The 26,272-nt window shown below is 72.6% G+C and carries 17 protein-coding genes; 7 read left to right on the top strand and 10 right to left on the bottom strand.

Annotated elements, in window-relative coordinates; translation table 11 throughout:
- Nucleotides 1–220: 220 nt before the first annotated feature.
- The gene (locus tag ACMXN5_RS01175) at nt 221–1,543 is read left to right on the top strand and encodes an acyltransferase domain-containing protein (RefSeq protein ID WP_439673566.1); all 1,323 of its coding nucleotides are present in this window, start codon (nt 221–223) and stop codon (nt 1,541–1,543) included.
- A 101-nt stretch (nt 1,544–1,644) separates the two neighbouring features.
- Here the strand turns inward: ACMXN5_RS01175 and ACMXN5_RS01170 are convergent, their stop codons facing one another.
- The 4 genes from ACMXN5_RS01170 to ACMXN5_RS01155 form a co-directional block, all read right to left on the bottom strand.
- Complete coding sequence (locus tag ACMXN5_RS01170; RefSeq protein ID WP_439673565.1) at nt 1,645–2,163, bottom strand: hypothetical protein; 519 nt, start codon at nt 2,161–2,163, stop codon at nt 1,645–1,647.
- Nucleotides 2,160–2,816, bottom strand: coding sequence for an RNA polymerase sigma factor (locus tag ACMXN5_RS01165; protein WP_439673564.1), 657 nt, complete (start codon nt 2,814–2,816; stop codon nt 2,160–2,162). Before ACMXN5_RS01165 ends, ACMXN5_RS01170 begins: the two co-directional genes overlap by 4 nt.
- An 83-nt stretch (nt 2,817–2,899) precedes the next feature.
- Nucleotides 2,900–3,307: an LAETG motif-containing sortase-dependent surface protein gene (locus ACMXN5_RS01160; protein WP_439673563.1), complete on the bottom strand. Its 408-nt coding sequence runs from the start codon at nt 3,305–3,307 to the stop codon at nt 2,900–2,902.
- 363 nt (nt 3,308–3,670) lie between these two features.
- Entirely contained in the window at nt 3,671–4,429 is a 759-nt protein-coding gene (locus ACMXN5_RS01155; RefSeq protein ID WP_439673562.1) for a DUF4328 domain-containing protein, read from the bottom strand.
- Nucleotides 4,430–5,138: 709 nt separating this feature from the next.
- Here ACMXN5_RS01155 and ACMXN5_RS01150 point away from each other — a divergent pair.
- Entirely contained in the window at nt 5,139–5,657 is a 519-nt protein-coding gene (locus ACMXN5_RS01150) for an RICIN domain-containing protein (RefSeq protein WP_439673561.1), read from the top strand.
- Nucleotides 5,658–6,602: 945 nt separating this feature from the next.
- On the top strand, nt 6,603–7,034 hold the full coding sequence (locus ACMXN5_RS01145) for a winged helix-turn-helix domain-containing protein (protein WP_439673560.1): 432 nt from the start codon (nt 6,603–6,605) through the stop codon (nt 7,032–7,034).
- A gap of 105 nt (nt 7,035–7,139) precedes the next feature.
- Here ACMXN5_RS01145 and ACMXN5_RS01140 read toward each other — a convergent pair whose 3' ends face one another.
- Genes ACMXN5_RS01140 through ACMXN5_RS01120 form a run of 5 tightly spaced genes read right to left on the bottom strand, consistent with a single transcriptional unit; the run spans nt 7,140 to nt 17,262 of the window.
- The gene (locus ACMXN5_RS01140) at nt 7,140–8,525 is read right to left on the bottom strand and encodes a condensation domain-containing protein (RefSeq protein ID WP_439673559.1); all 1,386 of its coding nucleotides are present in this window, start codon (nt 8,523–8,525) and stop codon (nt 7,140–7,142) included.
- Nucleotides 8,522–11,668 (bottom strand): non-ribosomal peptide synthetase, encoded by a 3,147-nt coding sequence (locus ACMXN5_RS01135; RefSeq protein WP_439673558.1) that lies wholly within the window; start codon nt 11,666–11,668, stop codon nt 8,522–8,524. The genes ACMXN5_RS01140 and ACMXN5_RS01135 overlap by 4 nt, the downstream gene beginning before the upstream one ends.
- A gap of 13 nt (nt 11,669–11,681) precedes the next feature.
- Nucleotides 11,682–14,798: a phosphopantetheine-binding protein gene (locus tag ACMXN5_RS01130; RefSeq protein ID WP_439673557.1), complete on the bottom strand. Its 3,117-nt coding sequence runs from the start codon at nt 14,796–14,798 to the stop codon at nt 11,682–11,684.
- Entirely contained in the window at nt 14,795–16,210 is a 1,416-nt protein-coding gene (locus tag ACMXN5_RS01125; RefSeq protein WP_439673556.1) for a condensation domain-containing protein, read from the bottom strand. Before ACMXN5_RS01125 ends, ACMXN5_RS01130 begins: the two co-directional genes overlap by 4 nt.
- The gene (locus ACMXN5_RS01120; protein WP_439673555.1) at nt 16,207–17,262 is read right to left on the bottom strand and encodes a threonine aldolase family protein; all 1,056 of its coding nucleotides are present in this window, start codon (nt 17,260–17,262) and stop codon (nt 16,207–16,209) included. Before ACMXN5_RS01120 ends, ACMXN5_RS01125 begins: the two co-directional genes overlap by 4 nt.
- Before the next feature lie 329 nt (nt 17,263–17,591).
- Here ACMXN5_RS01120 and ACMXN5_RS01115 point away from each other — a divergent pair, with 329 nt between their 5' ends.
- Both ACMXN5_RS01115 and ACMXN5_RS01110 read left to right on the top strand, forming a co-directional pair.
- Nucleotides 17,592–17,798 (top strand): MbtH family protein, encoded by a 207-nt coding sequence (locus tag ACMXN5_RS01115; RefSeq protein WP_439673554.1) that lies wholly within the window; start codon nt 17,592–17,594, stop codon nt 17,796–17,798.
- A gap of 118 nt (nt 17,799–17,916) precedes the next feature.
- Entirely contained in the window at nt 17,917–20,445 is a 2,529-nt protein-coding gene (locus tag ACMXN5_RS01110) for an AMP-binding protein (protein WP_439673553.1), read from the top strand.
- Between the two features lie 155 nt (nt 20,446–20,600).
- Here ACMXN5_RS01110 and ACMXN5_RS01105 read toward each other — a convergent pair whose 3' ends face one another.
- On the bottom strand, nt 20,601–21,368 hold the full coding sequence (locus ACMXN5_RS01105) for a thioesterase II family protein (protein WP_439673552.1): 768 nt from the start codon (nt 21,366–21,368) through the stop codon (nt 20,601–20,603).
- Between the two features lie 155 nt (nt 21,369–21,523).
- On the opposite strand from ACMXN5_RS01105, the gene ACMXN5_RS01100 reads away from it, so the two are divergent.
- Together ACMXN5_RS01100 and ACMXN5_RS01095 are read left to right on the top strand one after the other, a co-directional pair.
- A complete protein-coding gene (locus ACMXN5_RS01100; RefSeq protein WP_439673551.1) occupies nt 21,524–22,852 on the top strand; it encodes a cytochrome P450 in 1,329 nt (442 codons plus the stop codon).
- On the top strand, nt 22,849–26,271 hold the full coding sequence (locus tag ACMXN5_RS01095) for a condensation domain-containing protein (protein WP_439673550.1): 3,423 nt from the start codon (nt 22,849–22,851) through the stop codon (nt 26,269–26,271). Before ACMXN5_RS01100 ends, ACMXN5_RS01095 begins: the two co-directional genes overlap by 4 nt.
- Nucleotide 26,272 lies beyond the last annotated feature (1 nt).

Below are 26,272 nucleotides of genomic sequence, written 5' to 3'. Positions count from 1 at the left end.
GTCGCCTGCGATATCGGATTGCCCGACACGGATAGCCTCCGTACTGGAAAGCCGGCGCGGCTGGGGCTCGGCAGCCTTCCACGATTTCACGCGCGTTCGGTAATCCGTCGGTAATCGTGTCCGGGCGGCCCGATTACCGCGCGGTGGGCCGAAGACGCGGCCTCGTGGATATCTTGCGAAGCACGCACAGTCCACCGTTCGGCACCGACGAGGAGTGCTCGTGAGCAAGCCGGCCATTCAAGACGTTCGGATCGGTGCCGCGACCGGCACCGTGCCGTGGGTGTTGTCCGGGCGCAGCGCGGCGGGCCTGCGCGGCCAGGCCGCCCGCCTGCTGTCCAGACTGGAATCCGACGCGGCGCGCGACGTCGCCGCCGATGTCGCCGAAATCGGCCGATCCCTCGTGGCGGCCGGCGCGACCCACGAGCACCGGGCCGTCGTGCTGGGCGGCGACCGGACCGAACTGGTCGCCGGGGTACGGGCGCTCGTCGACGAACAGGCCGCGCCGAACGTGTTCACCGGGCAGGCGACCCGGCAGGCACAGGCGGATTCCCGGCCGGTGTTCGTCTTCCCCGGCCAGGGCACCCAGTGGGTGGGCATGGCGGTGGAACTCCTGGACACCTGCCCCGAGTTCGCCCACGAGATCCGGGCCTGTGCGGAGGCGCTGGCGCCGCACGTGGACTGGTCCCTGGAGGACGTTCTGCGGGGTGCCCCGGACACTCCGCCGTTGGACCGGGTGGACGTCGTGCAACCCGTGCTGTTCTCGATGATGGTGTCGCTGGCCCGCCTGTGGTGCCGCTTCGGCGTGCGACCGGCCGCGACCGTCGGCCACTCCCAGGGCGAGATCGTGGCCGCGCACATCGCCGGAGCGTTGTCCCTGGCGGACGCGGCGCGGATCGTGGCGCTGCGCAGCCGGGCCCTGACCGCGATTCGGGGCCGCGGCGAGATGTTGACCGTACTGGCCCCCAACGACCGCGTGCGGACGATGCTGGCCGACTGGGACGGCGTGTTGGCGGTCGCCGCGGTGAACGGCCCGGCCACCATGACGGTCTCGGGCGACGTGGCGGCGATGAAGGAGTTCGGCGCCGCGCTGTCCGCGGCCCGGATGATGCGCTGGCGAGTACCCGGAGTGGACTTCGCGGCACACTCCCCGCACGTGGAGGATCTGCGCGAGACGCTGCTCGACCTGGCGGCCGGGATCGAACCGGCCCGCAGCGACGTGCCGTTCTACTCGACGGTGACCGGAGGGCCGGTGGAGACCGACGAGTTGACCGCGGAGTACTGGTACCGCAACCTGCGTCAGACGGTGCGCTTCGACGACGCGGTCCGCGCGCTGGTCGCCGACGGCCACCGGCTCTTCGTCGAGTGCAGCGCGCAACCGGTGCTCTCGGTCGGGATCCAGGACACCGCAGAGGAGCTGGGCCGCCCGGCCGTGTTGCTGGCCACGCTCCGCAACGAGGACGGCGGGATGGGCCGGTTCCTGGCCGCACTGGCCGAGGCGTACGTACACGGCGTCACGGTCGACTGGACGGCGGCCTTCGCCTGACGGACGGCGCGGTGCCGCCCGGTCGGGTGGGCTCCGCGCGGGACGGACGAGGTCGCCGTCCGGGAGCCGGCGACCTCGTCACGTTCACCCGGGCGCACGGTTCAGCCGGTACGCCGACCACCCGCGGGACCGGAGGGCGGTGCGGTGCGTGGGGGTTGGTTCTCCGGGGGAGTGGTCCGGCGGTCGAACCCGGGGATCGTCTGCGGGGGCATCGGGGAGTTCGACCCGGCCGCTCTCGTCGGCGGCGTCGTGGTGGCCGTGGACGGGCTCGGCACGCCGGTGCTCGGCGGCGTACTCCCGACGGGTGCGCCGGTGGGCGGCGCGGGCACGGCCGGCGGTACGGTCACGGGGCGCGGGCCGTCCGGCGTCGAGGTCGCCCCCGTCACCATCCAAGCCGCCGCGACCACCACGATCGCCGCCACCGCCGCCACCGCAGGCCGCAACGGAACACGCAGCCGACGCGCCGACGCGGCCGGCAGTGGTACCTCGCGCGCACGGAGCGTCGCGGGTGTCACGGCATCGGCCCGTCGGGCCATCCAGTCGCGCAACTCCGTTTCCAAAGCTGCGTGTTCCGGCGTTCCCGAGCGCAGGGGTTCGCCACGGTCACGGCGTCGGTTCACGTGTCCTCCTCCCTCAGCAGCCGATGCAGCGCGGTCAGCCCGCGACTCGCGGTGGATTTCACGGTGCCGGACGGTATGCCCAACGTGCCGGCGATCTCGCTCTCGCTCAGGTTCTCCCAATAGCGCAACACCAGTACCTCGCGCTGCCGCCGGGTGAGCTGTCCCAATGCCTGCCGTAGTCGCCGATCGCGCTCCGCGCGAAGCGCGTCGTCCTCGGGCGAGGCCGCCGGCGGCAGCACCGGCGGTACCCAGGCCCGGGCGGTACGCCGGCGGCGCAATACCGATCGTGCGCCGTTGACCACACAACGCCGCAGATACGCGGGCGGGTCGTCCAGCTCGCCCAGCCGTGCGCCGTACTGTCGAAAGGCGGCGGTGAACGCCTCCTGGACGACGTCCTCCGCCGTCTCCTGGTCGTCCACCAACAACGTGGCCAGGCGCACCAACCGGATCCGATGCGCGTGATAGAGCTGCGTCATTGTCGGGGGCGGCTCGCCCGCCTCCCGGGGTCGGCGCCGGAACAGGCCGAAGGCCCGCCGCCGGGGCGGCGGGGCCTCGGCGGGCGGCACCCGAGAGGGCGGGGGCGGGTCGTATCGGACCCTGATGTGGGATTCCTGGATGGCCGTGAACTCCTCGGACGCGAACCGATGAACCACCGGCGCCATACTCGACACCGGGTGTCCGGCCGGTGTACCGGGGACAACGACATCCCCGGCGCACCGGCCGGTTCCCGCACCGGTCAGACCGCGGTTCGCCCGCGCCGCCGGCCGGCCACCACGGCCCCGCCTCCGAGGAGCAGCAGGCCGCCCGCGCCGCCGATGTACCAGGCGGTCTTGTCGTCGCCCCCGGTTTCCGCCAGTCGAGGCGCCGTCGTCGGCGGAGTGGACGGCACACCTTCGCGCCCACCCGAGACCGCGCCCGACGCCGTCGGGGCAACGGTCGACCGCTCGCCCCGGGGCGACGAGCTGGGCGGTACGGCGCTCGGCGCCCTGGTCGCCGGCGGGGCGGTGGCGGGCGGGGCGGTCGGCGGGGCGGTGGCCGGCGGAACCCGGCCGGCCGACCCAGGCGCCGCGCCCTCGTCGGCCACGGCCACCCCCTGCGCCCACACCACAGCGGAGGCCGCCGCCAACAACCCGGCCCCGAACACCCGACCGACCCGAACCCGACCTCGACGACCACCCGGCGGGGAGCCGATCACGGAACCCGAAACACGCGGCGAACGAATAGTCACCATTCTCCTCAAGGACCATCAACCACCCGGATCCCCGAGCCAGGAGCACTCGGAGCCGAGGCCGCCACCATCCGACGACAGCCATCCAGACGCCCGACGGCCCCCGGGGTTCCCACTCCCACCAAACTTTTTTCCGAAGCCTCGGAGCCGCCGAGCCTCCGTCCCCGATGACCCGCCCCCGCGCAACAACCTCGGACGCGCTGCCAGGATCAACGGACCCGACGATCCCGCGGCGCAGCCCAGGTCACCCGAGAGGCACGAGCGGTGCAATCCACGTTGCTACGAGCCGTTGGGTGTTACCCAAGCCTGAGCGGGGGCGGTGTGGGCGGGGGGTCCTGCTGTCGCGTGTTCGGCGGCGTACGGGGCGAAGGTCGGGGGCGGTGCGGCGAACGTGGGCGCGGGCAATGTCGCTTCGCGCTTGTTCTGTAGCGTTGTGATGTGTGCGATCACGGCGACCGCGAGAGCGGTGGCGACGATTTGCACGATGAAGAGGCCGGCCTTGACCAGGCTCACCGTTCGGGCGGCTTCGGCGTCGGCGACGGTGTCGACCAGGAGGGAGGAGATTTCGGGGTCGGCATCGGGGCCGAGGTAGCGCACGCCCAGTGCGATCGTCATCGCGGCGACGAACGTGATCCACCAACCCCATACCAGGACGAGGGCACCCCGCGTGAGTCCGCCGCCGTGCTGTGTGCGGGGGTCACTGGCCCGCCACACGTCCACCGTGATCCGCGGCGGGAACCACAGGTTGACCACCGGACAGAACCAGCCGCCGATCGCCCAGCCGGAGGAGAGCATTCGCCGCGGCCGGCCCGGGTACGTGTCGATGTTGCGGCGCGCACGATGGAACCAGATCAGGAACACCGCCATCAGGGCGAGTTGCACGAACGTGTAGGGCTGCCAGAACAGGGCGAGGTTGTCGTTGAACTCGTTCGGTTCCCGAGCGGGGCGCCGCCCGTGCGCGATGTCGTCCCACAATCCCGCCCGGTAGACCAGAGTGACGACCGCGAACGCCGATACCAGCGCCGAGATTCCCATCATGACGTAGAGCGTGACGGCGAGCCCGCGCAACGAGCGTGGCCGCGGCGGGTGGTAGGCGTACGCGGAGGCGAACGGGTGTGGTGGACTCGGGGGGAAGCCCGAGTACGCCTGCCCACCACACGCACCGCAGGGTCCGGGAACGACGGGTCGTCCACCACAGAACGGGCACAGCACGAAGCAGGTTCTCCTGTCGATGAGTTCGGACCGCCCGCATCGTGTGCCGGCGCCGATCCGCGTCGGCCGCACGGGTTCGGCGGGGCGTCCGAGGCATCATCCCGTGCCGATCGATCCACGTCACGAGGTTTGTCCGCGGCGTCGATGTGAGTCGCATCTCGAACCCTTTCCCGCGACATGACGAACAACCGTGTCCTGTCGACCTGTTGACCAACGGGCCCATTCCGGGTCGAAGGCAGGCATCGCGCCGCAGTTCCCGTGATATGGGAGGTTCCCGTGGCGTGGGGATTGTCCTGAACTCTTCTGGTGACGGTGATTCGGATCCGCCTACGGTGCCAGAGGCCGTCAACGAACCCGAGGGAGGCAATCTCCGTGTGTCCGGCATCTGCCGGTGGGTGAGGGAAATGCGGCTCGGTCGGGCCCGGTTCGCGCCGGACGGGCAGGACCACATCGTGTACCCGCACCACGCCCAGGGTGTGCCCTCGGTCGCCGCGACGGCCCGTACCGAGAACCGAACCACCACCAAGAGGCGGAAATGAGCAAAGCCAGCAAGTTCGTCACCACGGCAGCGGTTTGCGCGACCTCCTTCGCTGCCCTGGTACTTTCCGGCGCGACGGCCTCCGCGGTCGGATCGAGCCCGAACGGCGGGGTCACCCCGCTCGCCGGCACCGGTCCGATCGTGCACTGGGTCAGCGGCAAGTGCATGGACGTCGCCGGTGCAGGCGACGTCGACGGCACCCCCGTACGACTCGACGCCTGCAGCCCCGGCTCCGCGGCACAACAGTGGACCATCGCCAACGGCACCATCGTGGCCAAGGCCAAATGTCTCGACGGCGGCAATCTGCTGCCCGGGACGCAACTCGCCATTCGGGACTGCACCGGCGGTGCCAACCAGGAGTGGCGTCGCCTCAACTTCGACCGCCTGTACAACCCTGCGTCCAGCCTCTGCATCAACGTTCCCAACGGCAACGCGACCAACGGTGCCCGACTCGACATCGAACCCTGCGCTCGTACGGGCAACATGGTCTGGACCGTGCCCGCCGGCAGCTTCTGAGCCCAAGGCCTGTAGATGGTTCGGCTCCGTTTCACAACCTGTCGTAACGGAGCATGGTTTCGGTCAGGCGCAATCCGCTGTCGGACCCGCCTGAGGCCGGCCCCGCCACACATCCCGCCCCACGAGACGTCCGGTTCCCATGCGGACGCCTTCGACCCGGCGACCGTGGCGGGGCCGGTGCCGTTCACGGCGAGCGCATGAATTCGGGAGTGCCGGCGGCGGCCGACCGGAGGATAATCAGTTCTCTCTACCCGCGTGGTGTCCGGCCTAACACAGCGGCGCGAATCGGCTCGCCCGGATGCTTTGAGTAACCCGATGGAAGACGCCCTGTGATCGGTAGCGCATTTTTGGATGGAATGGCTTCCGATCCGGTCGCGGAGGGTTGCGTCGAACGAATTGTGTTTAGCATCATGGCATCGGGACAGGTTGTGCATCAGAGTCGACGAGTAACACGGCGTCGGCCGTACGACCTGATCGGCGGGACGACGAATCCGGGTCGCGACCGGGTCTCGGGGTCGAGGAAAAACGGTTGGCCTCGGCGACGAACCAGGCTCGGCAGCCTGTGAGTTGGTTGTACGGGTCGAGTAGTCGAGGGCGCGGAGCGATACGGCACGACACATATACGAGCAGCAGGCTCGCGTGGTGGGGCCGGGCGCACGACAGGTGGGGCGTATTCGTTGATTGCGAATTGCGGTCCGATATGCGGAACTGCCCGGGTTCAGGCGCGTCGACGTGGGTGGAAGGTTTGCCGACGGCTCTCCATGAATTGTCGGTGAATGTGGTGCGGGCGCACCTCGATTCTTCGCGGGCCTGAATTTTCCATGAGCATTCTGGAATGAGGATCGCGTGGAAGTCAAAATTTTACGGTGGCCGTCCGAGGCGGAAAAGCGAGCGGTGTGCAGGTCACGGGGACTGCCCTGCCTGCTGGTCCTGGAGGGTCACGGCGTGTCGGCGCCCACGGGCCTGAACGTCCTGGAGGACTGGGTCAGGCCACCGATCAGTCGAGCGGATTTCGGCGCGCGCCGCGCCGCGCTCGCGGCCAGGGCCCAGGCGGGTGCGTTGCCCTGCATCGATCGTGAGGGTGTACTGCGCTTCGGGGGACGCAGACTCTCGCTGTCCCCGGCGGAGGCGGATCTGATGCGCGTCCTGGTCGAGTCGTTCCAGGAGGTGGTGCCCCGGGAGAGCCTGGTCCGCCGGGTGTGGCCGGGCGATTGTGCGCAGCGGCGCAATGCCCTGGACCTGCGGATACTGCGGCTTCGTCGGCGGATCGGCTGCCTGCACCTGTCCATTCGCACGGCGTGGGGGCGCGGATATCTGCTCGACCTGCACGACCCGAGGGAAGACGACCTCGCCTGGTCGGGCGCCGGCGGGCACTGAGCCGCCGGGGGCGGCGGTGGGGGCGCGGAGGCGTCGCGGGCGGGTGACCGGATCCGGGCGGGATCGTGCGCCCGGCCCGCTCGCCCGCGGCCGCCGGCACACCGCTCAACCGCCGACCCGGGACAGCGCCGTCAGCCGGGTGTGGAGCATAGCGGCCAACTCCGTCGCGCGCTCGTGGGGTACGTCCGTCGGTCGATGGGCGAGACCACCCGCCAACCCGCCATCGGGCCCAACGGCCAATTCCAGGCTCAGCGATGTCTTGGCGTAGCCGAAGTCCACGTCCTCGACGCCGAGGCAACCGGGCAACTCCGCCACCCCGTCCTCCTCGTCCAGGGTCAATCGCACCCTGATGTCCTCGTCCCGGACCGGCCCGTCCACGTCCGCGTCGCGGCCGGTGAGGGCGGCGAAGACCCGCTCGAAGGGGGCATCGCCGTCGCCCAGTGCGGCCGTCAGCTCGTCCCGGGTCCCGCGGAGCGCATCGGCCTGCTCCGGCCGCGGTCGGGCCGCGACGCGGACCACCATGGTGTTGGCCAAGTCGCCGAGCACGCCGCCCAGTTCCGGTCGGTGGCGACCCGAGGTGCAGCAGCCCACCAGGGTGTCCGCGCGGTCGTGGGCCTCGGCCACCACCGACCCCCAGGCGGCCAACAACACGGCGAACAGGCTGGATCCGCTCGATCGGGCGAGTCGATCGAGGCCGCGCGCCGTCGCGGCGTCGATCCGCACCGGCAGCCGCGCCCCCTTCCGGTCGCCGAGGTCGGGCAGGTCGAGCGGGGCGCACGGAGCCAACCGCTCGACGCGGCGGGCGAGTTGTTGCCGGACCACGCCCGACTCCAGGCTGCGGCGCTGCCAGTGCGCCACGTCGCGCGGTCGCAGGCGGCCCGACACCGGCACCCCGCACAGCTGCGGCAGGAGGACGGTACGCAGCCCATACCGGTCGCACGCGATGTCGTGCGCCACCACGCTCAGCAACACCGCGGCCGGCCGCGCGTCCACGACCCGGAACCGCACCGGCGGCCGATCCAGCCGAAACGCCAAACTTCCATCTCGCAACGCCAGTTCCCCGGTCCTGCGCCAGGCGCCCGCCCGATCGGTAGAGGCCGCGACGGTGTGCTCCACCGGCACGTCGTCGACGTCGTGCCCGCGAACCCGGACACCGCCTTGCCCGGCCGGGTGGTACGAGCAGCGCAACGCCTCGTGCCGCGCGACGGCCTCGCACACGGACCGCGCGACGTCCTCGGGCGTACGGTCCGGCGCGAAGCCGCAGACCAGGCCGACGTGGTGGAAGTCGCCGTCGTCGCCGCCCCGATGGGCCCGCCACAACGCCTCCTGCTTGACGGTCACCTCGTCCGGCTCGCCGTCGACCCGCTCCGGGCCGCCGTCCAGGTAGTGCAGGAGCCCCCGTTCGGCCAGCCGCGCGGTCAGCAGCTCGCGCTTCGCCGGCGACAACGCCCGCAGCCGCGCCCGCAGTTCCGCGCCGGTGTCCGTGCTCATCGTCCCGGCTCCCGCACCTCGTCCTCCGGCAGGCCGGCCACCTCGGCGACCAGCGCCGCCACGCTCTCCTCCTCGTCGCGGCACCGGTCGATCGCGGCGGCCAGGTCCGCGACGGCGCTGGACTCCAACCACGTGCGCAGCGGCAGCCGTACCCCGAACCGGCCGCGCACGGCGGCGATCACCCGGGTGGCGAGCAACGAGTTGCCGCCCACGGCGAAGAAGTCGTCCAGCACGCCGACGCTCGGAACGCGCAACACCTCCTGCCAGATCCGGGCGACCTCGTGTTCCGTGTCGGTGCGCGGCGCCACCCCGTCGGTCAACCGCTCGTCGATCACACCGCGCGGCGCGGGCAACGCCTTGCGGTCGATCTTGCCGGTGTGCCCGAGGGGGAAGGCGGACAACGTCGCGATCGAGGTCGGCACCATGTAGCCGGGCATCCGCGCGGCGAGGAAGGCCCGCAACCCGGCCACGTCCAGGTCGTCGCCTCGCGGCACGACATAGGCGGCCAGGCTGCGTTCGCTGCCGTCGCCCCACGGCACGACCAGACACTCCCGGACCTCGGGATGTTCGGCGATCTCGGCCTCGACCTCATGCGGTTCGATCCGGATGCCGCGCACCTTGACCTGATGGTCGCTGCGGCCCAGGAAGTGCAGGTTCCCGTCCGGCAGCAGGGTCGCCACGTCCCCGGTGCGGTACAGCCGGGCCCCGCCGCCCGCGAACGGGTCCGGGACGAACCGGTCGGCGGTCAGGCCCGGACGCCCGTGGTAGCCGCGCGTGACACTTTCCCCGCCGATGTACACCTCTCCGCGCGCGCCGAACGGCACCGGTTCCAGATGCCGGTCCAGCACGTAGGTGGTCTCGTTGTTCATCGGCCGACCCGACGGCACGAACGGCAGCCCGACCTCGCGGGACAACACATGGAACGTGGTGTCGATGGAGACCTCGGTGACGCCGTAGAGGTTGATCAGGTCCGCGTCGAGTGTCGTATGGAATCGCTCGGCCAGGGTGGGTGGAATCGGCTCGCCGCTGGCGAAGACGAATCGCAACGACGTGCAGGAACCGGCGTCCTCGGCGGTGAGGAAGGTCTGCAGCATCGCCGGGACGAAGTGCAGCGTGGCGACCCGTTCGGTACGGATCAACTCGGTGAAACGATCGAGGTCCAGGTGCAGCCTCGGCGGCGCGAGCACGGCACGCGCGCCGACGAACAGCGGCCAGAACAACTCCCACACGGCGGCGTCGAAGCTGTAGGCGGTCCACTGCAACGCCGCCTCGTCCGGCTGAAGTTCGTACAGTCGACTGATCCACCACACGAAGTTGACCGCGCCGCCGTGCTGGACCAACACGCCCTTGGGGCGGCCCGTGGACCCGGAGGTGTACATCACGTAGGCGAGGTTGTCCGGGGCCACCCCGGTGTCCGGCCGATCACCCGGGCGGTCCGCCCACGCCTGCGGTTCGTCCAGGACCACCAAGTGGCCCGGCTTCGGCAGGAGTTCTACGAGTCGGCGCTGCACGAGCACCACCTCGCAGTCCAGGTCCCGGGCCAGGTAGTGCAGCCGGTCCGGTGGGAAGGACGGATCCAGCGGGGCATAGGCGCCGCCCGCCTTGAGGATGGCCAGGATGGCCACGTTCAGCTCGAACCCCGGCTCCGCGCACAGGCCCACGATGGTGTCGGGCCGTACACCGAGGTCGATCAGGTGGTGGGCAAGGCGGTTCGCGGCGCGGTCGAGTTCGGCGTAGCTCATGGAGGCGCCCTCGTGGACCAGGGCGGGGCGGTCCGGCGTGCGGTCCACCTGGTCCTCGACGTGTTGGTGCAGGCACCTGTCGCGGGGGTGGTCCACCGCCGTGTCGTTGTGCGCGTTCAGCGCCGCCGCCTCGGCCGCGTCGACCAGGGGGAGCCGGCTCATCGGGGTGTCCGGCGTGGCCGCCGCCCCGGTGAGTACCGCCGCCGTGCAGCGCAGCAGGCGTTCGACCCGCTCCGCGTCGGCGACCTCGGGGGCGTATCGGGCCACCAGGGTCAGCGTCGCGCCATCGTCCTCGACACCGACGGCCAGCGGTGGGCCCGCGGCCTCCGGCGCCGGCACGGCCGCGTCGTCGCGCGCGTCGACCACCGAGTCGTACAGCGCCACGCCGCGCTCCGCGCCGGAGAGTTCGTGCAGCACCGCGCCCGGGAGTCGGCCGTACGCGCGGGCCCGCTCCATCCACCACGACAGCGCGGCGATCCACGCCGCGGCGGGGGTGTCGTCCAGCCGGACGGGCGTGGGCAGGGTGCGCTCGAAGGGGCTCAGGCACGCCCGCAGCGCGGGGGGCCGGGTATCGACGGACAGGCCGATCACCGCGAGCGGTTCGCCGCGGAACCTGGCCACCACGGACGCCCACGCGGCGGCGACCACGCGCAACTTGCACGAGTGGGCCGTCGCGGCCAACTCCCGGACCGCGTCGGTCGCGGGAGCGGACAGCGCGACGCGTACCGTCCCCGGCTCCCGACCGGTGCGTGCGGCGGGTTCGGGGAACAGCGGTGTCGCGCCGTCGACGTCCGCGAGCGAACGCCGCCAGAACTCGGTCGCCTCGGTCTGCTCGGCCGAATCCGGCCGGACCGGCGGGTCGTTCGGCCGATCCACCGGTCGTTCACCGCGCAGCAGGGCCGCGAGGTCGCTCAGCAGCAGGTGCGCGCCCAAGTCGTCGACGAGCAGCGGATGGTAGGTGAACACCGCCTCGTGGGTCGTGTCCGACCACAGGAGACGGCCGAGCGCGGTGTCCAGCTCCGGCGGGAAGCCGCGGCGCAGTTCCTCGGCCACCGCACGTTCGTGGGCCGCGCGGTCGGGTGAAGTGCCGTCGTACGTCGCCCGGTCGGGCGCCGTCGCATCGTCCTCGGCGCGGCGGAAGGGCAGCGCGACGCCGGTGCGCACGAGCGTCGGGCGAGCCTGTGACCAGTCGACGCCGACCGCCAACTCCGGGCGCAGACGCATGAGTTCGAGCCAGGCTTGGTGTACGTCGGCGGTCGTGGCATCGGCCAGGGTGAGGCGGATCTGGCGGGCGAGTCCGCGCACCGAGCCGTCCAGCGCCGCCGCGACGAGGATGTCCTGCCGGGCGGGGGAGAGGGGGATACGGTCGGGAACGGGCGGTTCGTCTGCGGGGGTGACCATTGCCACGGTGACCTCACGAGAGTCGGGTCGGGTCGGTCGGGGCGTCGTCGGGGGCGTCCTCGACGGTGGTGAGCAGTTCGTCGATGGTGTCCAGGTCCCGGGACTCGACGGCGCGTGCGTGGTCCAGCGATTCGGCGAGCCGGCGCAACGTGGGCGCCGCGAACACGTCGGCCAACGCGACGTCCACGCCGTGGGCCGCGTGTACCCGGGCCAGGACCTGGATCAACTGGAGCGAGGTGCCGCCGAGTCCGAAGAAGTTGTCGTCGCGGCCGACTCGGGGAACGCCCAGGACCGGTACGAGTACGTCCCGCGCCAGGGCACGCTCGGTGTCGGTCGCGGGCGGCGTGTACGGGCGCGCGTCGAACCGGGCGGCACGTTCGGCGGCGGATCGGGCGGCATGGGCGAGGGCGTCGGTGTGGGTCGGCTCGGTACAGCCGGTGTTCTCGGTGTCTTCGATGACGAACACGGTCTCGGGAACGGCGGCGCCCGGCAGGAGGCGGCGCAGCCGATCGGGCGGGTTCTCCGGCGTCGGGGTCCGGGCGCCGGGTGTGCCGATCGCCGCGTACGGGTGCTCGGCCCGGCCCCAGTCGAGGGGTTGTGTACCCGCCACCGTCGGCCGGCCGGTCTCCTGGGCGAGTGTCGCGGCGAGGTCCGCGAGCAGGATCGAGCGACCGCGTACGCAGACCCGGTCGTCGGGCGGGCGGACCAGGCGCAGCGTGCCGTCGGCGCCGACCCGGACCAGCGCGCGGGTGTTCGCGATGCGACCGCCGCCGCCGACCGGATCGGGACGGAAGTCGTCCGCGCAGGCGGCCGGTTCGTCGAGGTAGCCGGTGCCGGGGTCGACGGCCGCCCACAGGGTCCCGGTGCCGCCGACGGGAACCGGCAGCAGGTCGTCGTTGAGGACGTGGTACGGCGTCGCGCACGTCGAGGCGTGTGGATCCGGGCCGGTCAGGAGGGCGTCCGGGACGGCGGGGGCCCACCAGCGGCGCTGTGGTGCGGCGTCCTGCCCCTCGCCGGGCGAGGTCGGCTCGGTGAGTCGGCGGTACGCGGCGCGCAGCTCCAACAGGTGCACCGGGACGGATTCGGCGAAGGAGAACGGCAGTTCGGCGACGGTGGCGCCGGCCTCGGACAGCGCGTCGAAGCGCGCGTCGGCCGGCTCGGCACCGGCGGGCAGCAGCAGCGTGGCGCCGGAGCGGGCGGCGGTGAGTACGCAAATCGCGGCATCCTCGCCGCCCCAGACGAAGTCGGGCGCGAAGACATCCGAGGCGGCCGTCCCCAAGGCGTCCGCGAGCCGATCGGCGGCGCGCGGCAGGGCGCTCGACGGGATGCGCAGGACGCGCGGCGTCGGCCGGGCCCGCAGGCCGACCAGGAGCGCGCCGGGCGGGTCGTGAGGGGCGTCATCGTCGTCGGCCGTCGACGCCTCGACGGGCCGCGCGCACGGCGCCGACCCAGGCCGTTCCGCGACCCCCACGACGTGGTTGACCGTGCCGTCCGGGAGCAGTTCGAACCGGGCGTGTGCGGCGTTTGCCACCGCGTCCGACCAGGCCGGCGGGTCGTCGGCGTTGCGAACCAGGACGTCCGCCCCGAAATCGAGGGCGCCGAGCAGTGCGGCGGCGCTGTCGGCGGAGTCGTCGGCGGCCAGCACGACGGTGTCCCCGCCACGCGCGCCGGCCTCGGTCAGCGCCGTGCGGATCGCGCGTACGGCCGCCACGACCCGCGCACCCGTCAGCTTGCCGCACCGTTCGGTGATCAGCACGTCGTCCGCCGGCCGCCCGGCCCAGCCGGCGAGGAGGTCTGTGTCGCCGAGGGCACGATCGCGGGCAATCGCGGGCGTGGCGAGCGGCGTCGCGGTGTCGCTCGCCGCCGGGTCCAGAAAGTGGGCGACCAGGGTCGTCAGTGCGTCGATCGTGGTCGGGTCGAACAGGTCGGGGTCGTATTCGGCGAGCAGCTCGGACTCACCCCCGCCGACCGCCAACACGAACTCCAGGCCGTACATCGGGACGGGCGAGGGCAGCAGCCGGATCCGCGCCGGACCGTCGCCCGGGTGCGGCACGGGCAGGGACACGGTGTCCAGGCCCACCGGGAGCAGCGGTTCGGCCTCCCAGGTCTGCGGCCGCAGGTCGGCGAGCGCGGCGAGCGGCAACGGCGCACGCTCGCATGCCGCGATCGCCTCCCGGGCGCGTGGGGTGAGCGCGGCCGCGTCCACGCCGCCGTCGATCCGCAACGGCAGTACGCCGACCGTGCCGAGCCGGCCCACCAGTTCGGCGGTCTGCGGGGTGTGCCGGCCGGGATCGTCGAGACCCAGTCGCAGCGGCGACGCCGCGCCGAACCTGCGCAGCGCCGCTCCGACGGCGGCCAACAGCGCCACCCGGGGCTCGGCGGGCGCGGGCACTCGGCGGCTCAGCGAGGCACCGGCGGCGGACGCCGGCCCGACGACGGGCGGCCGGTCGTACGGGAACAATGAGGGCCGTGCCGGGCCCAGCCGCTCGGCCGCCGTCGGCAGCAGTTCGGCCAGGCGCTCGGGGGAGAAGCGACGGCGGTGCCAGTACGCGTGATCCGCGACGCCGAACCCGCCCGTCGGCGGCACCGTGCCGTCGCGGTAGGCGTCCGCGACGGCGGCCAGGAGCAGTCCCATCGACGCGCGGTCGATCGAATGCCGCGTGACGGCGAGCGTCAGCGTGCAGCCGGCGTCGGACGAGCCGATCGCGGCCCGGCACAGCGGACCGTGCCGAGGGTCGAACGGCGCGCTCCACGCGGGCTCGTCCGGTGTCTCGTGCCACCGCACCCGCGCACCCGAGCCCGGCACCTGGACGAGGGTGCCGCCATGCTCCTCGACCAGCAGGCCCAGCGCGGGAGTCGCCGCCGCGACCGTCTCGACCGCGTCGCGCAGTCGGGCGTGGTCGAGACGGTACTCGGTCTCCAGGCGGCCCGTGACGGCCATCCGGGCCAGGTCCGGCACGGCCGACGCGGCCGTGTACAGCCACTCCTGGTCGAGCGTGAGTGGTATGTCGGCCCCCTCGGGGCGGGGTTCGGTGAACTCGCGCTCCCGCGTCTCGTGATCGATGCGGCGCAGTACGGATCGCAGTGCCCGGCGGCGGGCCTGCGGTGCCGGGCTTTTCGGGCCGGTCATGCGAGATCGCCTCCGTTCAGGGTGTCCAGGACCCGACGGCGCTCACCCGGCGTCATCCAGGCCACGTCGCGCACGGCACGCTCGGGCCGGCTCACCGCCCAGTCCAGGAAGACGCCGAGTCGCCGGGCCAGGTCCGCTCCGGTGGCGTCATCGAACAGGGTCTTGCTGTAGTCGAGTTGCACCGTCGGCCGGGGGCCGCCGAGCAGAAACGTGGCGTTCAGGTCGAATCGACTCGACGTGGCGGCCGGGGCCACGAACTCGCAGTCGAGCCCGTCGAGCTCGAACGCGGGCGGGGCATCGACGCCGGAGCAGAACGCGCGGAAGAGCGGATTACGATCGGCGCGCCGATCCGGGCGCAGCGCGCGGACCAACTCCTCGAAGGGCAGCGCCTGATGGGCCATCGCATCGGCCAGCGTCAGATGGGTACGGCGCACCGACTCGACGAACGACTCACCCGGGCGCAGCGCGGACCGCAGGCACAGCGTGTTGACGAAGCAGCCGATCAGCGGTTCCAGGGCCAGATCCGTCCGCCCGCCGACCGGCATGCCGACCACGAAGTCGCGTTGCCCGCCGTAGCGGCCGAGCACCGCGAACCACGCGGCAAGCGCGACGGCGAAGGTGCTCGTGCCCGCCTGCGCGGCCACCGCGCGGATCCGCTCCATGGTCGCGGCGGACAGCTCGTGGCGCACGGTACCCATCGGCCCGCCCACCCCGTGGCCCGGCCGGTCGGTGGGCAGTTCCAGGTCCCGCACACCGTCGAGCGCGCTGCGCCAGTACCGCAGCAGCGCCTCCCGGTCGTGGTCCAGGGTGCGCCGCTCCCACCAGGCGTAGTCGCTGTAGGAGATCTCGGGCGCGGGCAGCGCGGGCTCGCCGCGTCGGCGGTAGTCCTCGGCGAGTTCGCGCAGCAGGATCGCGGTGGACCAGCCGTCGAAGGCGAGGTGATGCAGGGTCAATACGAGCACGACGGCGTGGCCCGCGTCGTCGAGCGGGGCCAGTCGCACCCGCAGCGGGGGTTCGCGCTCCAGGTCGAAGACGTGGGCGAGTTCGTCGGAAGCGGTCGCGACGGCGCGGGCCATGGCGTCGGCGCCGGGCGCGGCCGGTCGGTGGTCCACGGCAGGCGGGTCGGCCAGGACACGCTGGACCGGCGGGCCGTCCGGGCGCGGCTCGACCACGGTGCGCAGCGGTTCGTGTCGCCGCACCAGGCGGTGGATCGCGCCGACGAGCGCGTCGGGGTCCGGTTTCCCGCGCAGCAGCAGCGCCACCTGGAGGTTGTACTCGGCGGTCGGCGGTCGGCTGGTGTGCACGAACCACAGCCGGGCCTGCGCGGTGGACAGCGGCGCGGGGCGCTCCGCGACGGGCACCACGGGGGCGCGGGCCGGCGCGCGGGGGAGGGCGGCTTCGGAGGTGCTCACGCGGGCACCACCGCCTCGGTCAGCGTGCTCGCGGCGTGGGCGGCGGCGGCCACGGCCCGCTCCACGCCCGCGTCCGAGACGTCCCGGTGGGTGACGAACCGGACCACGCCCGGAACCACCTCGGTGACCAGGACGCCGTGTTCGGCCAGCGCCGCCACGAACGGGGCCGCCGCGCGGCCGATCGGCATCGTCACGATGTTGGTGCGCGGCGGATCCGGGGCGGCCCACGCGGGCAACACCTCGCGCAGGCCGAGCCCGAGTTCGGCCGCGCGCCGGTGGTCGGCGGCGAGGTCGTCGATCGTGTCCAACGCGATCGAGCCCGCCGCGGCCACCACGCCGACCTGACGCAGCGTCGCGCCGAGCCGACGCCGGACCTCGGCGGCGCGCACACGCACCTCGGCGGTGCAGCACAGCAGCGAACCCATCGGCGCGCCGAGGCCCTTGTACAGCGAGAACGTCACGGTGTCGCACAGCGCGCCCACCTCGGCAGCCGAATAGCCGCCGGCCACACAGGCGTTGAACAGACGGGCGCCGTCGCAGTGCAGCGGGACACCCGCCGCGCGACAGGCCGTCGACAGCTCGCGCAGGTCCGCCAGGTCCCACAGCGCGCCGCCGCTCGCGCCGTGGGTGTTCTCCACCGCGACCATGCCGGTACGCGGGGCGCGCCAGTCGTCGCGGGCGAGCAGATCGGCGACGTCCGCCGGGCCGAAGACGCCCCGGATTCCGTGGATCGGGGCGAGTTGTACGCCGGCGAGACCGGAGGTGGAATGCGATTCCCAGCGCACCAGGTCGGAGTCGGCCTCCGCGAGCACCTCGTGGCCGGGTGGGACCAGCGCCATCACGGCGGCCAGATTGGCCATCGTCCCGCTCACCACGAACAGCGCGGCCTCGGTGCCGGTCAGCGCCGCGGCGCGCTCCTCGAGGGCGCGCACGGTGGGGTCCTCGCCGTAGAAGTCGTCGCCGACCTGTGCCGAGGCCATCGCCTCGCGCATGCGCTCGGTCGGTACCGTCACCGTGTCCGAACGCAGGTCCACGGGTGCGGAATCGCTCACCGAAAGCCTCCTCGGGTCGCCCGGGGCGGTGGTCACCGTCGTGCTCGTGCTCGTGCTTGTGCTCGTCCTCGTTCTCGTTCCGGCACGACGGACACGGGGCACGGGCACGCGGCGCCGGACGAGGGCACGCGTCGCCCCGAACCGGCATCGTGCGCCGGAATCGACGGCGGCGCCGATTATCTTTCAGGAACCCGTCGGCCCTTTCCGGAGTATTTCCCGGCCACTTCCGGGATGCCGTCCCGGTGGGTAATTCTGGGCACGGTGGAATTCATTCCCGTCGTCGGCGCATCGGAGCCGACGACAACCCACCCGACACCAAGGGGACTTCGATGGAGGAGCAGGCGGACGACCGCGTCTACAACGTCGTGGTGAACGACGAGGAGCAATATTCCATCTGGTTCGCCGATCGCGCGTTGCCGGACGGGTGGCGCGCGGAGGGCACCACCGGCACCCGGCAGGAGTGCCTCGACCACATCGAGCGGGTGTGGACCGACATGCGACCGCGCAGTGTTCGGGAGCGGTTGGCGGCGGGCTGAACCCGGTACGAATCGCGAGCCCGCTCGGAGCGGCGGCCGAGACCCTGCGGGGCCGAGCGATCGAGCCGGCTTGCCCGCGGCCGGATGCGGGACGCCACGGCGGGAGGAGAGAGCACCCATGGGCGACAGGCCCGACCACACACTGCCCGTCGAGGACCACACCCGGGGCATCCCGACCACCCTGCTCGACCTGCCCATGGCGGCGGCCCGGGGCAACGGCCCCGTGCGGCGCACCCACACGCACGTGGTCGACGGCCGCGCCGGCGCGGCGACCGGGCGGCCGACGCCGGCGACCGTACTCGCCGCCTTCCTGGCCGTCCTGCACCGCTACACCGGAACCCGGGACCTCGTGGTCATGGTGGACGCGGGGTCGGAGGCCCGCGACGCGACGGCGCGGGTCGTACACGGCCCGCGCCACCGCCCCATCCGCATCGCCTGGGACCCGCGCGACGCCGGCGCCGTGCTGGCCGCCGAGGTGGACCGGCAACTGCGCGCCGGCGCCGAAGCCGAAGCCGCGACGGACCCGCCCACGCGCCACTCCGCCGCCTTCCGGGTCCGACGGGCGCACGTCGGCCCACCCCACCCGTCCGGTGCGTCGCAGGTCGCCTCACCGCAGCCCGCCGAACTCACGCTCACCCTCGTCGAGAACCCCGAGCCCGACGCCGCGCACCTGGAGGTCACCCACGACGCGGACCTGATCGACGTCGCCACCGCCGAGCGGTTCGGTCGGCACGTGCTGCGGATGCTCGACGGCATCACCGGCCGCCCCGGCACACCCGTCGCCGACCTGGACCCGCTCGGCCCGGACGACCACGCGCTGCTGCGCGCCTGGGGGTCCACCCCGGACATTCCCGACGCCCCGCACACGATCCCGCGCCTGCTCGCCGACCGGGCGGCGGCCACCCCCGACGCGGTGGCCCTCGAGTACCGGGGCGAGACCATGACCCACGCCGAACTCGACGCACGCGCCGACGCCTTGGCCCATCGACTCGTGGCGCAGGGATCCTCGGCGGGTGCCGTGGTCGGACTGTGCATGCCGCGCTGCCCCGAACTGGTCGTGGCGATGCTCGCCGTGCACCGGGCGGGCGCCGCCGCGCTGATGCTCGACCCCAAGGCACCCGACGCGTACCTGGGCCGCTTCCTCGCCCAGGCCGACGCCCGGCTCGTACTCACCACCAGCCGCTTCGAACGCACCCTGCCACCGCAGGCCAAGCACGCCCTGGTCCTCACGCCGACGGGCCGCGTGCCCGGTCCGGCGGCCCCCGAACGCCCGCTGCCCGAGCCGACCCCGGACGATCCGGCCTTCCTGGTGCAGACCTCCGGATCCACCGGCACCCCCAAACTGGTCGTGGTCACCCACCGCGCCGCGACACACTCCGCGCGGGCGCAGATCCGGGCGCACGGCGTGGCGGCGGGGGAACGCGGCGGCTGGACCTTCCCGCCGCAGACCAACGTGTCGGTGACCGTGGTGGTGTGGGCGTACCTGATCGCCGGCGCGCCGCTGCACATCGCCGCCGACGAGGACCTGTCCGCGCCGGAACACCTGCGCGACTGGTTGTTGTCCCGAGCGGTCACCCAGGTCTTCGTGGTGGCCCCGCTCGCCGAGGCACTGGTCGCGATCGACTGGCCCGCCCGCACGCCGCTGCGCACCCTGTTGACCGGGAGCGACCGGGTGCGCCGCTGGGCCCCCGAGGAACTGCCGTTCGAGGTGGGCAACTGGTATGGCGCGAACGAGGTCAACATCGTCACCTCGCCGCTGATCCCCCGCGACCGGCCGATCACCTCGCATACCGCGACCGCGCGGGACCGCACCCTGCCGCCGCCGATCGGACGCCCGTGGCCCGGAGCCCGGCTGTACGTCCTGGACGGCGACCTGCGGCTCGTCCCGCCCGGAGTGGTGGGGGAGTTGGCGGTATCCGGGCCCGAACAGGCCCGTGGCTACCTGACCGCCCGCCAGACGGCCGAGCGCTTCGTGCCGGACCCCTTCGGCGACGCGCCGGGCGGTCGGCTCTACCTCACCGGCGACCTGGTCCGCTTCCGGGCCGACGGAGTCCTGGAACACCGGGGTCGGGCGGACCACCAGCTCAAGATCGCCGGCCTGCGGGTCGAAGTGGGTGAGGTCGAACAGGCTTTGCTGGCCGTCGACGGCGTGCGGGAGGCGGCGGTCGCGGCGCCCGAGGACCCTCGGGGCATTCGACGGCTGGTCGCCTGCCTGGTCACGGACGACGACCTCGACGTACCCGCGCTGCGCCGCGAACTCGCCCGCACGGTCCCGGACCACATGGCGCCGCAGGTGTTCCTGCGGTTGGACGCGCTGCCGCTCAACTCCGGCGACAAGATCGACCGCAACGCCCTGCCGATACCCGACTGGGGGCGCGCGACCGGCTCCGCGGACGGCGGCGATCATGCCGCGGCCGAGGAGCGCACGGCGGTGGAGGAGACCTTGGTGCGGGTGTGGGAGGAGATTCTCGACCGGGAACACCTGGGCGTACACGACGACTTCTTTCTGCTCGGCGGCGAATCCCTGAGCGCCCAACGGGCGGTGCGCCTGATCGGCGAACGCCTCGGCGTTCCGCTCAAGGTCCGCGCCCTGATGCTCAACCCGACACCGGCCGAACTGGCCCGCGAACTCGCCCTGCCGGCCTGAGTGGCGCGCCTCGGCAGCCTTTCAACGAGACAACGAGACAAGCCTCGGCAGCCTTCAACGAGACAACGAGACAACGAGACAACGAGACGAGGGACGGTCCGCGACCCGGCCACCCCGGCCGTGGCCCGTCCCTCGCGCCGCTCGGACGCATGCATTCAGTCGGAGGATGCCCCGCCGCCCGCCAGGTCCCGCGTCACCACCTCGACGAGGGCCGGCGGACAGCGCAGGAAATCCAGATGCCTGCCCGCCAGCGCCTCCACCCGCACGTCCGCGCACTCCGCCCAGCCCGGCGGCACCGTCTCCGGCGGCACCACGTCGTCCTCCGACCACGAGATCACCGTCACCGGACACGGCAGCCTGCGGGCGACGTCGTAGCGGTAGGGCCGCTGCACCTCCAGGTCCTCGCGCAGGACCCGGGCGCCGAGTTCGGCCATCTCCTCCGGCGGTTCGCCCTGCCCGGACTGGCGGTAGCGCTGCCGCACCTCCTCCGCCAGGTCGGCGGTGTCCAGGTCGACGAAGTTCAGCTCGCCGTACAGCCCCCGGTGCGGCGCACCCCAACTGGACGCGAACAGCCGCTCGGGCAGCGGCAGTCCCCGATCGTCCAGGGTCAGGATCGTCTCCAGCGCGAACGGCACCGCGCCGCAGTGCCCGATGAAGGCGAACGGCCGGTCCAGCAGTGGCGCGAGCTGCGCGACCAGGTCTGCGGCGAAGCCGGCGTGATCGGTCGGCGCGGGTTCGCGATAACGATTCTCCCGGCCGGGCGGCTGGAGCGCGCATACGGCGATGCCGTCGGGCAGGGACTGCGGCCACTGCCGGTACGAGGAGGCGCCAACCCCCGCGTACGGGAAGCAGAACAACAGTGTCGCGCTGTCTTCAGGCGGCTTTCGAAGCAACCATTTCCCGCTCTTCACAGGTGTATTCACCCCGGACAAGGTAGTCGGCCCAGGGCGCGTCGGAAAGGAATCTGGGATTTATCGAAAGACTTCGGAAAGAAGTCCGCGGCCCCCGTCCGGCGATTCCTTTCGGGACCGAGAAAGAATCATTGCCGAGCCGCTCCCGCCGATATACGTTCCGAACCGTGCGTGCGCTGCACCGAGTGCGCCTGGACGCAGGACGGGAGAACTCCGCGATGCTCATGACCGGCCCCGGGACCGATGAGCGAGTGCCGCTCGACTCGATCGATCTCTACGATCCACGCCGATTCCAGACCCATCCGCAACACGTCGCGCTCGCGACGCTGCGCGAGGTGGCACCCGTGTGGGCGCAACACACCCCCGACGGCGCCCGGTTCTGGTCCGTCACGCGCTACGACGACGTCGTGCGCGTGCTCAAGGACGCGCGTCGCTTCAGCTCCGAGCACGGCACCATCCTCGACGTCACCGGCGGGGACAGCGCCGGCGGCAAGACGATCAACCTGATGGACCGCCCCCGGCACACGGCGGTACGCACACCCGCGTTCCACACCATGACCACGAACATCCTCGCCCAGCGCACCGAACGCATCCGCGAACACGTTTTGCGGATCATCGAACCGCTCGAAGCGGGCGGCGAACACGACTTCGCCCAAACGATGTTCGACCTGCCGATGGCCGCCGTCGGCGAGATCCTGGGCATTCCCCCGCAGTACTGGGCCGACATCCCGCACTGGACGATGGCCGGAGTGGCGCCCGACGACCCGGAGTTCGCCAAGGGACGGACCGACCGGACGCTGCGCGAGGCACACCACGACCTGTTCGCGATGTTCAGCGAACTGATCGCCGACCGCCGCCGCGAACCCCGCGACGACCTGGTCACCCGGCTCGCGCACGTGGAGATCGACGGCGCGCCGATGGACGACAGCCTGGTCCTGCTCAACTGCTACAGCTTCGTCATGGGCGCCACCACCACGACGCCGCACACCGGCACCCACATGCTGCTCGCGCTGATCGAACGCCCCGACGTGTGGCGGCGGATCCAGGACGACCCGCAGTGCGCGGCGGCGGCCGTGCAGGAGGCGCTGCGCTGGTCCACGCCGACCAACCACCTCATGCGCCGCACCCTGACCGACGTCGAGATCGCCGGGACCCGGATCGACGCGGGCGAACTCGTGGTGGCCTGGGTCGCGTCCGCGAACCGCGACGAGCGGGTGTTCCACGACCCCTACTCGTTCCTGATCGACCGCAAGCCCAACCCGCACATCGCCTTCGGCATCGGCCCGCACTACTGCGTCGGCGGCCCCGCCGCCCGGGTCGCGCTCACCGTGCTGCTGGAGGAACTGGTGCGCCGCTTCGACCGGTTCGAACTGGCCGGCGATCCCGTGCACCTGCGCTCGAACTTCATCAACGGACTCACCCGGCTGCCGATCACGGCCCACCCGCGAGCCGGGGCGGTCGCGGCGGCCGGGGCCAAGGAGGTGACCCGGTCGTGACGGCCACCCCGACCGAAGCACTGCCCGCGACACCGGTACAGGAACAGATGTGGCTCGTCGACGAGATGGACCGCGAGGCCGCCGTCTACAACGAGCACCTGGCCTTCCGGCTGACCGGCCCGCTGTCGGTGCCCGCCCTCGAAGCCGGGTTCGACCTGCTCGTCGAGCGGCACGCGGCGCTGCGCACGATCCTGCCGGTGGACAAGGGCCAACTGCGCCAGACGGTGGTGGACCCGTGGTCGGTGCGGCTGGATGCGCCGCCCGACTTCACCGGCCGCCCCGACGACGCGCTCGCCTGGGCCCGGCGGTTGGTGGAGAAGCCGTACCGGCCCTCGGCGAACCCGCCGGTACGGTTCGGCCTGGCCCGGCTCGGCCCGGACGAGCACCTGCTCGTGCTCGCCTTCCACCACGAGGTGATGGACGCCGGCGCCGCCGCGCAACTGCTCGACGAACTCGCCCTCGCGTACACCGCGCACCGAGCCGGCCGCCGCCCCGAACTGCCGCCGGTACGCGCCGACTACCGCGACTTCACCCGCTGGCACGGCGAACTCCTGGACAGTGGCGACCTGGACGCCGAGCGCGCCGCCTGGATCGACGAACTAGCCGACGCCCCGCATGTGTTGCGGATGCCCGAGGACGCCCCTCGGCCGCCCACCAAACGAAATCGCGGCGCGCTGGCGATCCACCCCTTCCCGGCGGGCCTGGTACCCCGACTGCGCCGCTTCTCCGCCGGCCATCGGGTGACCCCGTTCCATACGCTGCTCGCTGCGTTCACGACCGTGCTGCACCGGCACACCCGCGCCGAGGACATGGTGGTCGGGATCTGCGGGGACGGCCGACCCGAGCAGTACCGGGACGTGGTCGGGCCGCTGTCCTGCATGATCCCGGTGCGCTTGCGCACGCCGGGCGAACTGCCGTTCACCGACCTGCTCGCCGCCGCCCGCGACGCCACGCTCACGGCGTACGACCGGCAGTTCATCCCCTTCCGCCAGGTGGTGCAGGAGAGCCTGGTCGGCCGCGATCCCGGCTACTCCCCACTGGTCCAGGTGGTGTTCAACGCGCCGCCGCTGCATTTTCGCCCCGACACCTTCCCGGGCCTGACCATGAGCGTCGCCCACGTGCCGCGCGGCCGTTGCCGATTCGACCTGCTGTTCAACCTCGAATGGCATGGGGACGACGTCGTGGCCACCGTCGAGTACGACACCGCGATCTTCGCGGCGGCCGGCGTCGAACGGCTCGTGGAGCACGTCGCGACGGCCGTGGAGTCGGCGATGAGCGACCCCGACGCGACCCTGGACACCCTGGAACTGGGGCCCGCCCCGGCCGACTCGGCGCCCTCGCCCACACCGGTCGCCGACGGCGACGGGCACACCGTGCCCACCCCGTCCGGGCCGGTCGTGCTGCGCGTGGATCGGGCCTGGCCCGGTGGCGACCGCGGCGAGGTGACGGCCGTTCCGGGCCGCGCCGAGGTGCGTGAGCCCACCGGCCGGCCCGCCCCCTGCGGCCTGGAAGGTGTGCTGCACGTCGACGCGGCCCCGGTGTCCGCGCCCGACGGCGGCGCGCTGCGGGTGCGCCGGATGGAGGACGGTCGTCTGCTGTGGCGGATCGTGGACCCGCCCCGCGAGGACCGGCCGGCGCCGGCCGGTCCCGCCTCGGCGCGGGCGCGGCGCGCCCCGGCGGTGGAGCGGCGCGTCGTCGCCCTGTGCCGCGAACTTCTCGACGACGACACGATTACCGGCGAGGACGACTTCTTCGCGGTGGGCGGCCACTCGATGATCGCCTCGCGGATGACCCAGATGCTCGCCGAGGAGTTCGGGGCCGACGTCCCGCTGCTCTTCGTCTTCGAGCACCCCGAACTGCACACGTTCGCCGCCGCGATCGCCGCCCGTCATCCCGATGTCGCGGCTGCCCTGGCCGAGTTGGAGACGCTCACCGACGACGAGATCGAGGCGTTGGCGGACGAGCCGGACGAGGTCGCGCCGAACGTGTCCACGCCGCTCGCACCGCCGGTGCCCACCGAGCGCACGAACGCGCTCGGCGCGGCCGAGGAGCCGTTCTGGCTGATGGAGCAGTTCCTCCCGGGCAGCGCGGTCAACACCCTCACGCTGTCGCTGCGGGTCGAGGGGCCACTCGACGAGGGCGCGCTGGAATGGGCGTTCGCGCAGGCGATCGACCGCGAGGAGATCCTGCGCACCACCTACCACCTGGGCGAGGGGGACGCCGCCCCGAGCCGACGGGTGCACGACGAACACCCGTTCACGATCGAGGTGGTGGACCTGCGCCGAACCCCCGCCGAGGAGCGCGAGCAGGCCGCCGCGCGGGTGGCCGCCGAGCGGGCCGACCGCGGCTTCGACGTGTCCGAACTGCCGCTGATCCGGCTGACCGTGGTCCGTCTGGACACCGGCACCCGCGATCTGCTGCTGACCTGCCACCACCTGGTGATGGACTACTGGGCGGTGACCAAGGTGCTGTTCCCGCAGATCGCCGCCTACTACCGCCGGCGCACCACCGGCGAGGGCGAGTTGCCCGCGCCGCGCACGACGACCTTCCGCGACATCGTCGCCGCCGAACGCCGCCGCGCGGGGACCGGTGGCGCGGAGGAGCAGCGCCGCTACTGGCGCCGCCGCCTCGCCGGCCTGCGCGAAATGTCCCTGCCCACCGACCATCCCCGCCCGCAGGCGCCGTCCTTCGACGGGGACGTCGTGTACCGGCCGGCGCCGCCGGATGTGCGTGACGCGGTGTACACCTTCGCCGCCCGCGAACGGGTCACCCCGTTCATCGTGGTGGCCTCCGCGCTGTCCGCGGTCCTGCGGCAATGGTCCGGGCAGGACGACGTACAACTGCTCACCCCGTGCGAGAACCGCCTCGACCTCGACGCGGCGGACGTCATGGGGGCGTTCGTCAACCTGCTCGTGCTGCGCTTCGACGACTTCGCCCCGGTCTCCACCTGGCGCGAACACCTGACCCGGACCCGGGCCGTGGTGGCCGGGGCCTACGCCAACCAGTCCTGCCCCGCCGGTGACGCGCTGCGGGCCGCGGGAGCGGACTCGCTCGTGGTCGGCGGGCGCGGATCGTACGTGACGCTCAACGTGTTCCAGGCCGAATCCGGCTTCACCCTGACGGGCTGTCGGGTGCGCCCGGGGCGCATCGTGGCCAACACGAAGGCCAGTACCGACCTGGAGGTGTCCACGCTGATCGTCGAGGACGGGCTGCTGTTCGACGTCAAGTACCGCACGGCGCTGTGGGAACGCGCCTCGGTCGAGCGCTTCGCGGCGGCCTGTGAGGCCGCGCTGCGGGCGCTGGTCGAGGACCCGGACGCCACCATGCGTGTGCCGGCCGAGGACCCGGACGCCGCTCTGCGCGCGCCCGTCGAGGACCCGGACGCCGCCCTGCCGGGTCGTCCCACGGGACACGCCTGAC

This window comes from Embleya australiensis (assembly GCF_051903075.1).
Classification (GTDB): Bacteria; Actinomycetota; Actinomycetes; order Streptomycetales; family Streptomycetaceae; genus Embleya.
Note: the sequence above shows the minus strand (reverse complement) of the source record. Positions and strands in the feature narration are given on the sequence as shown.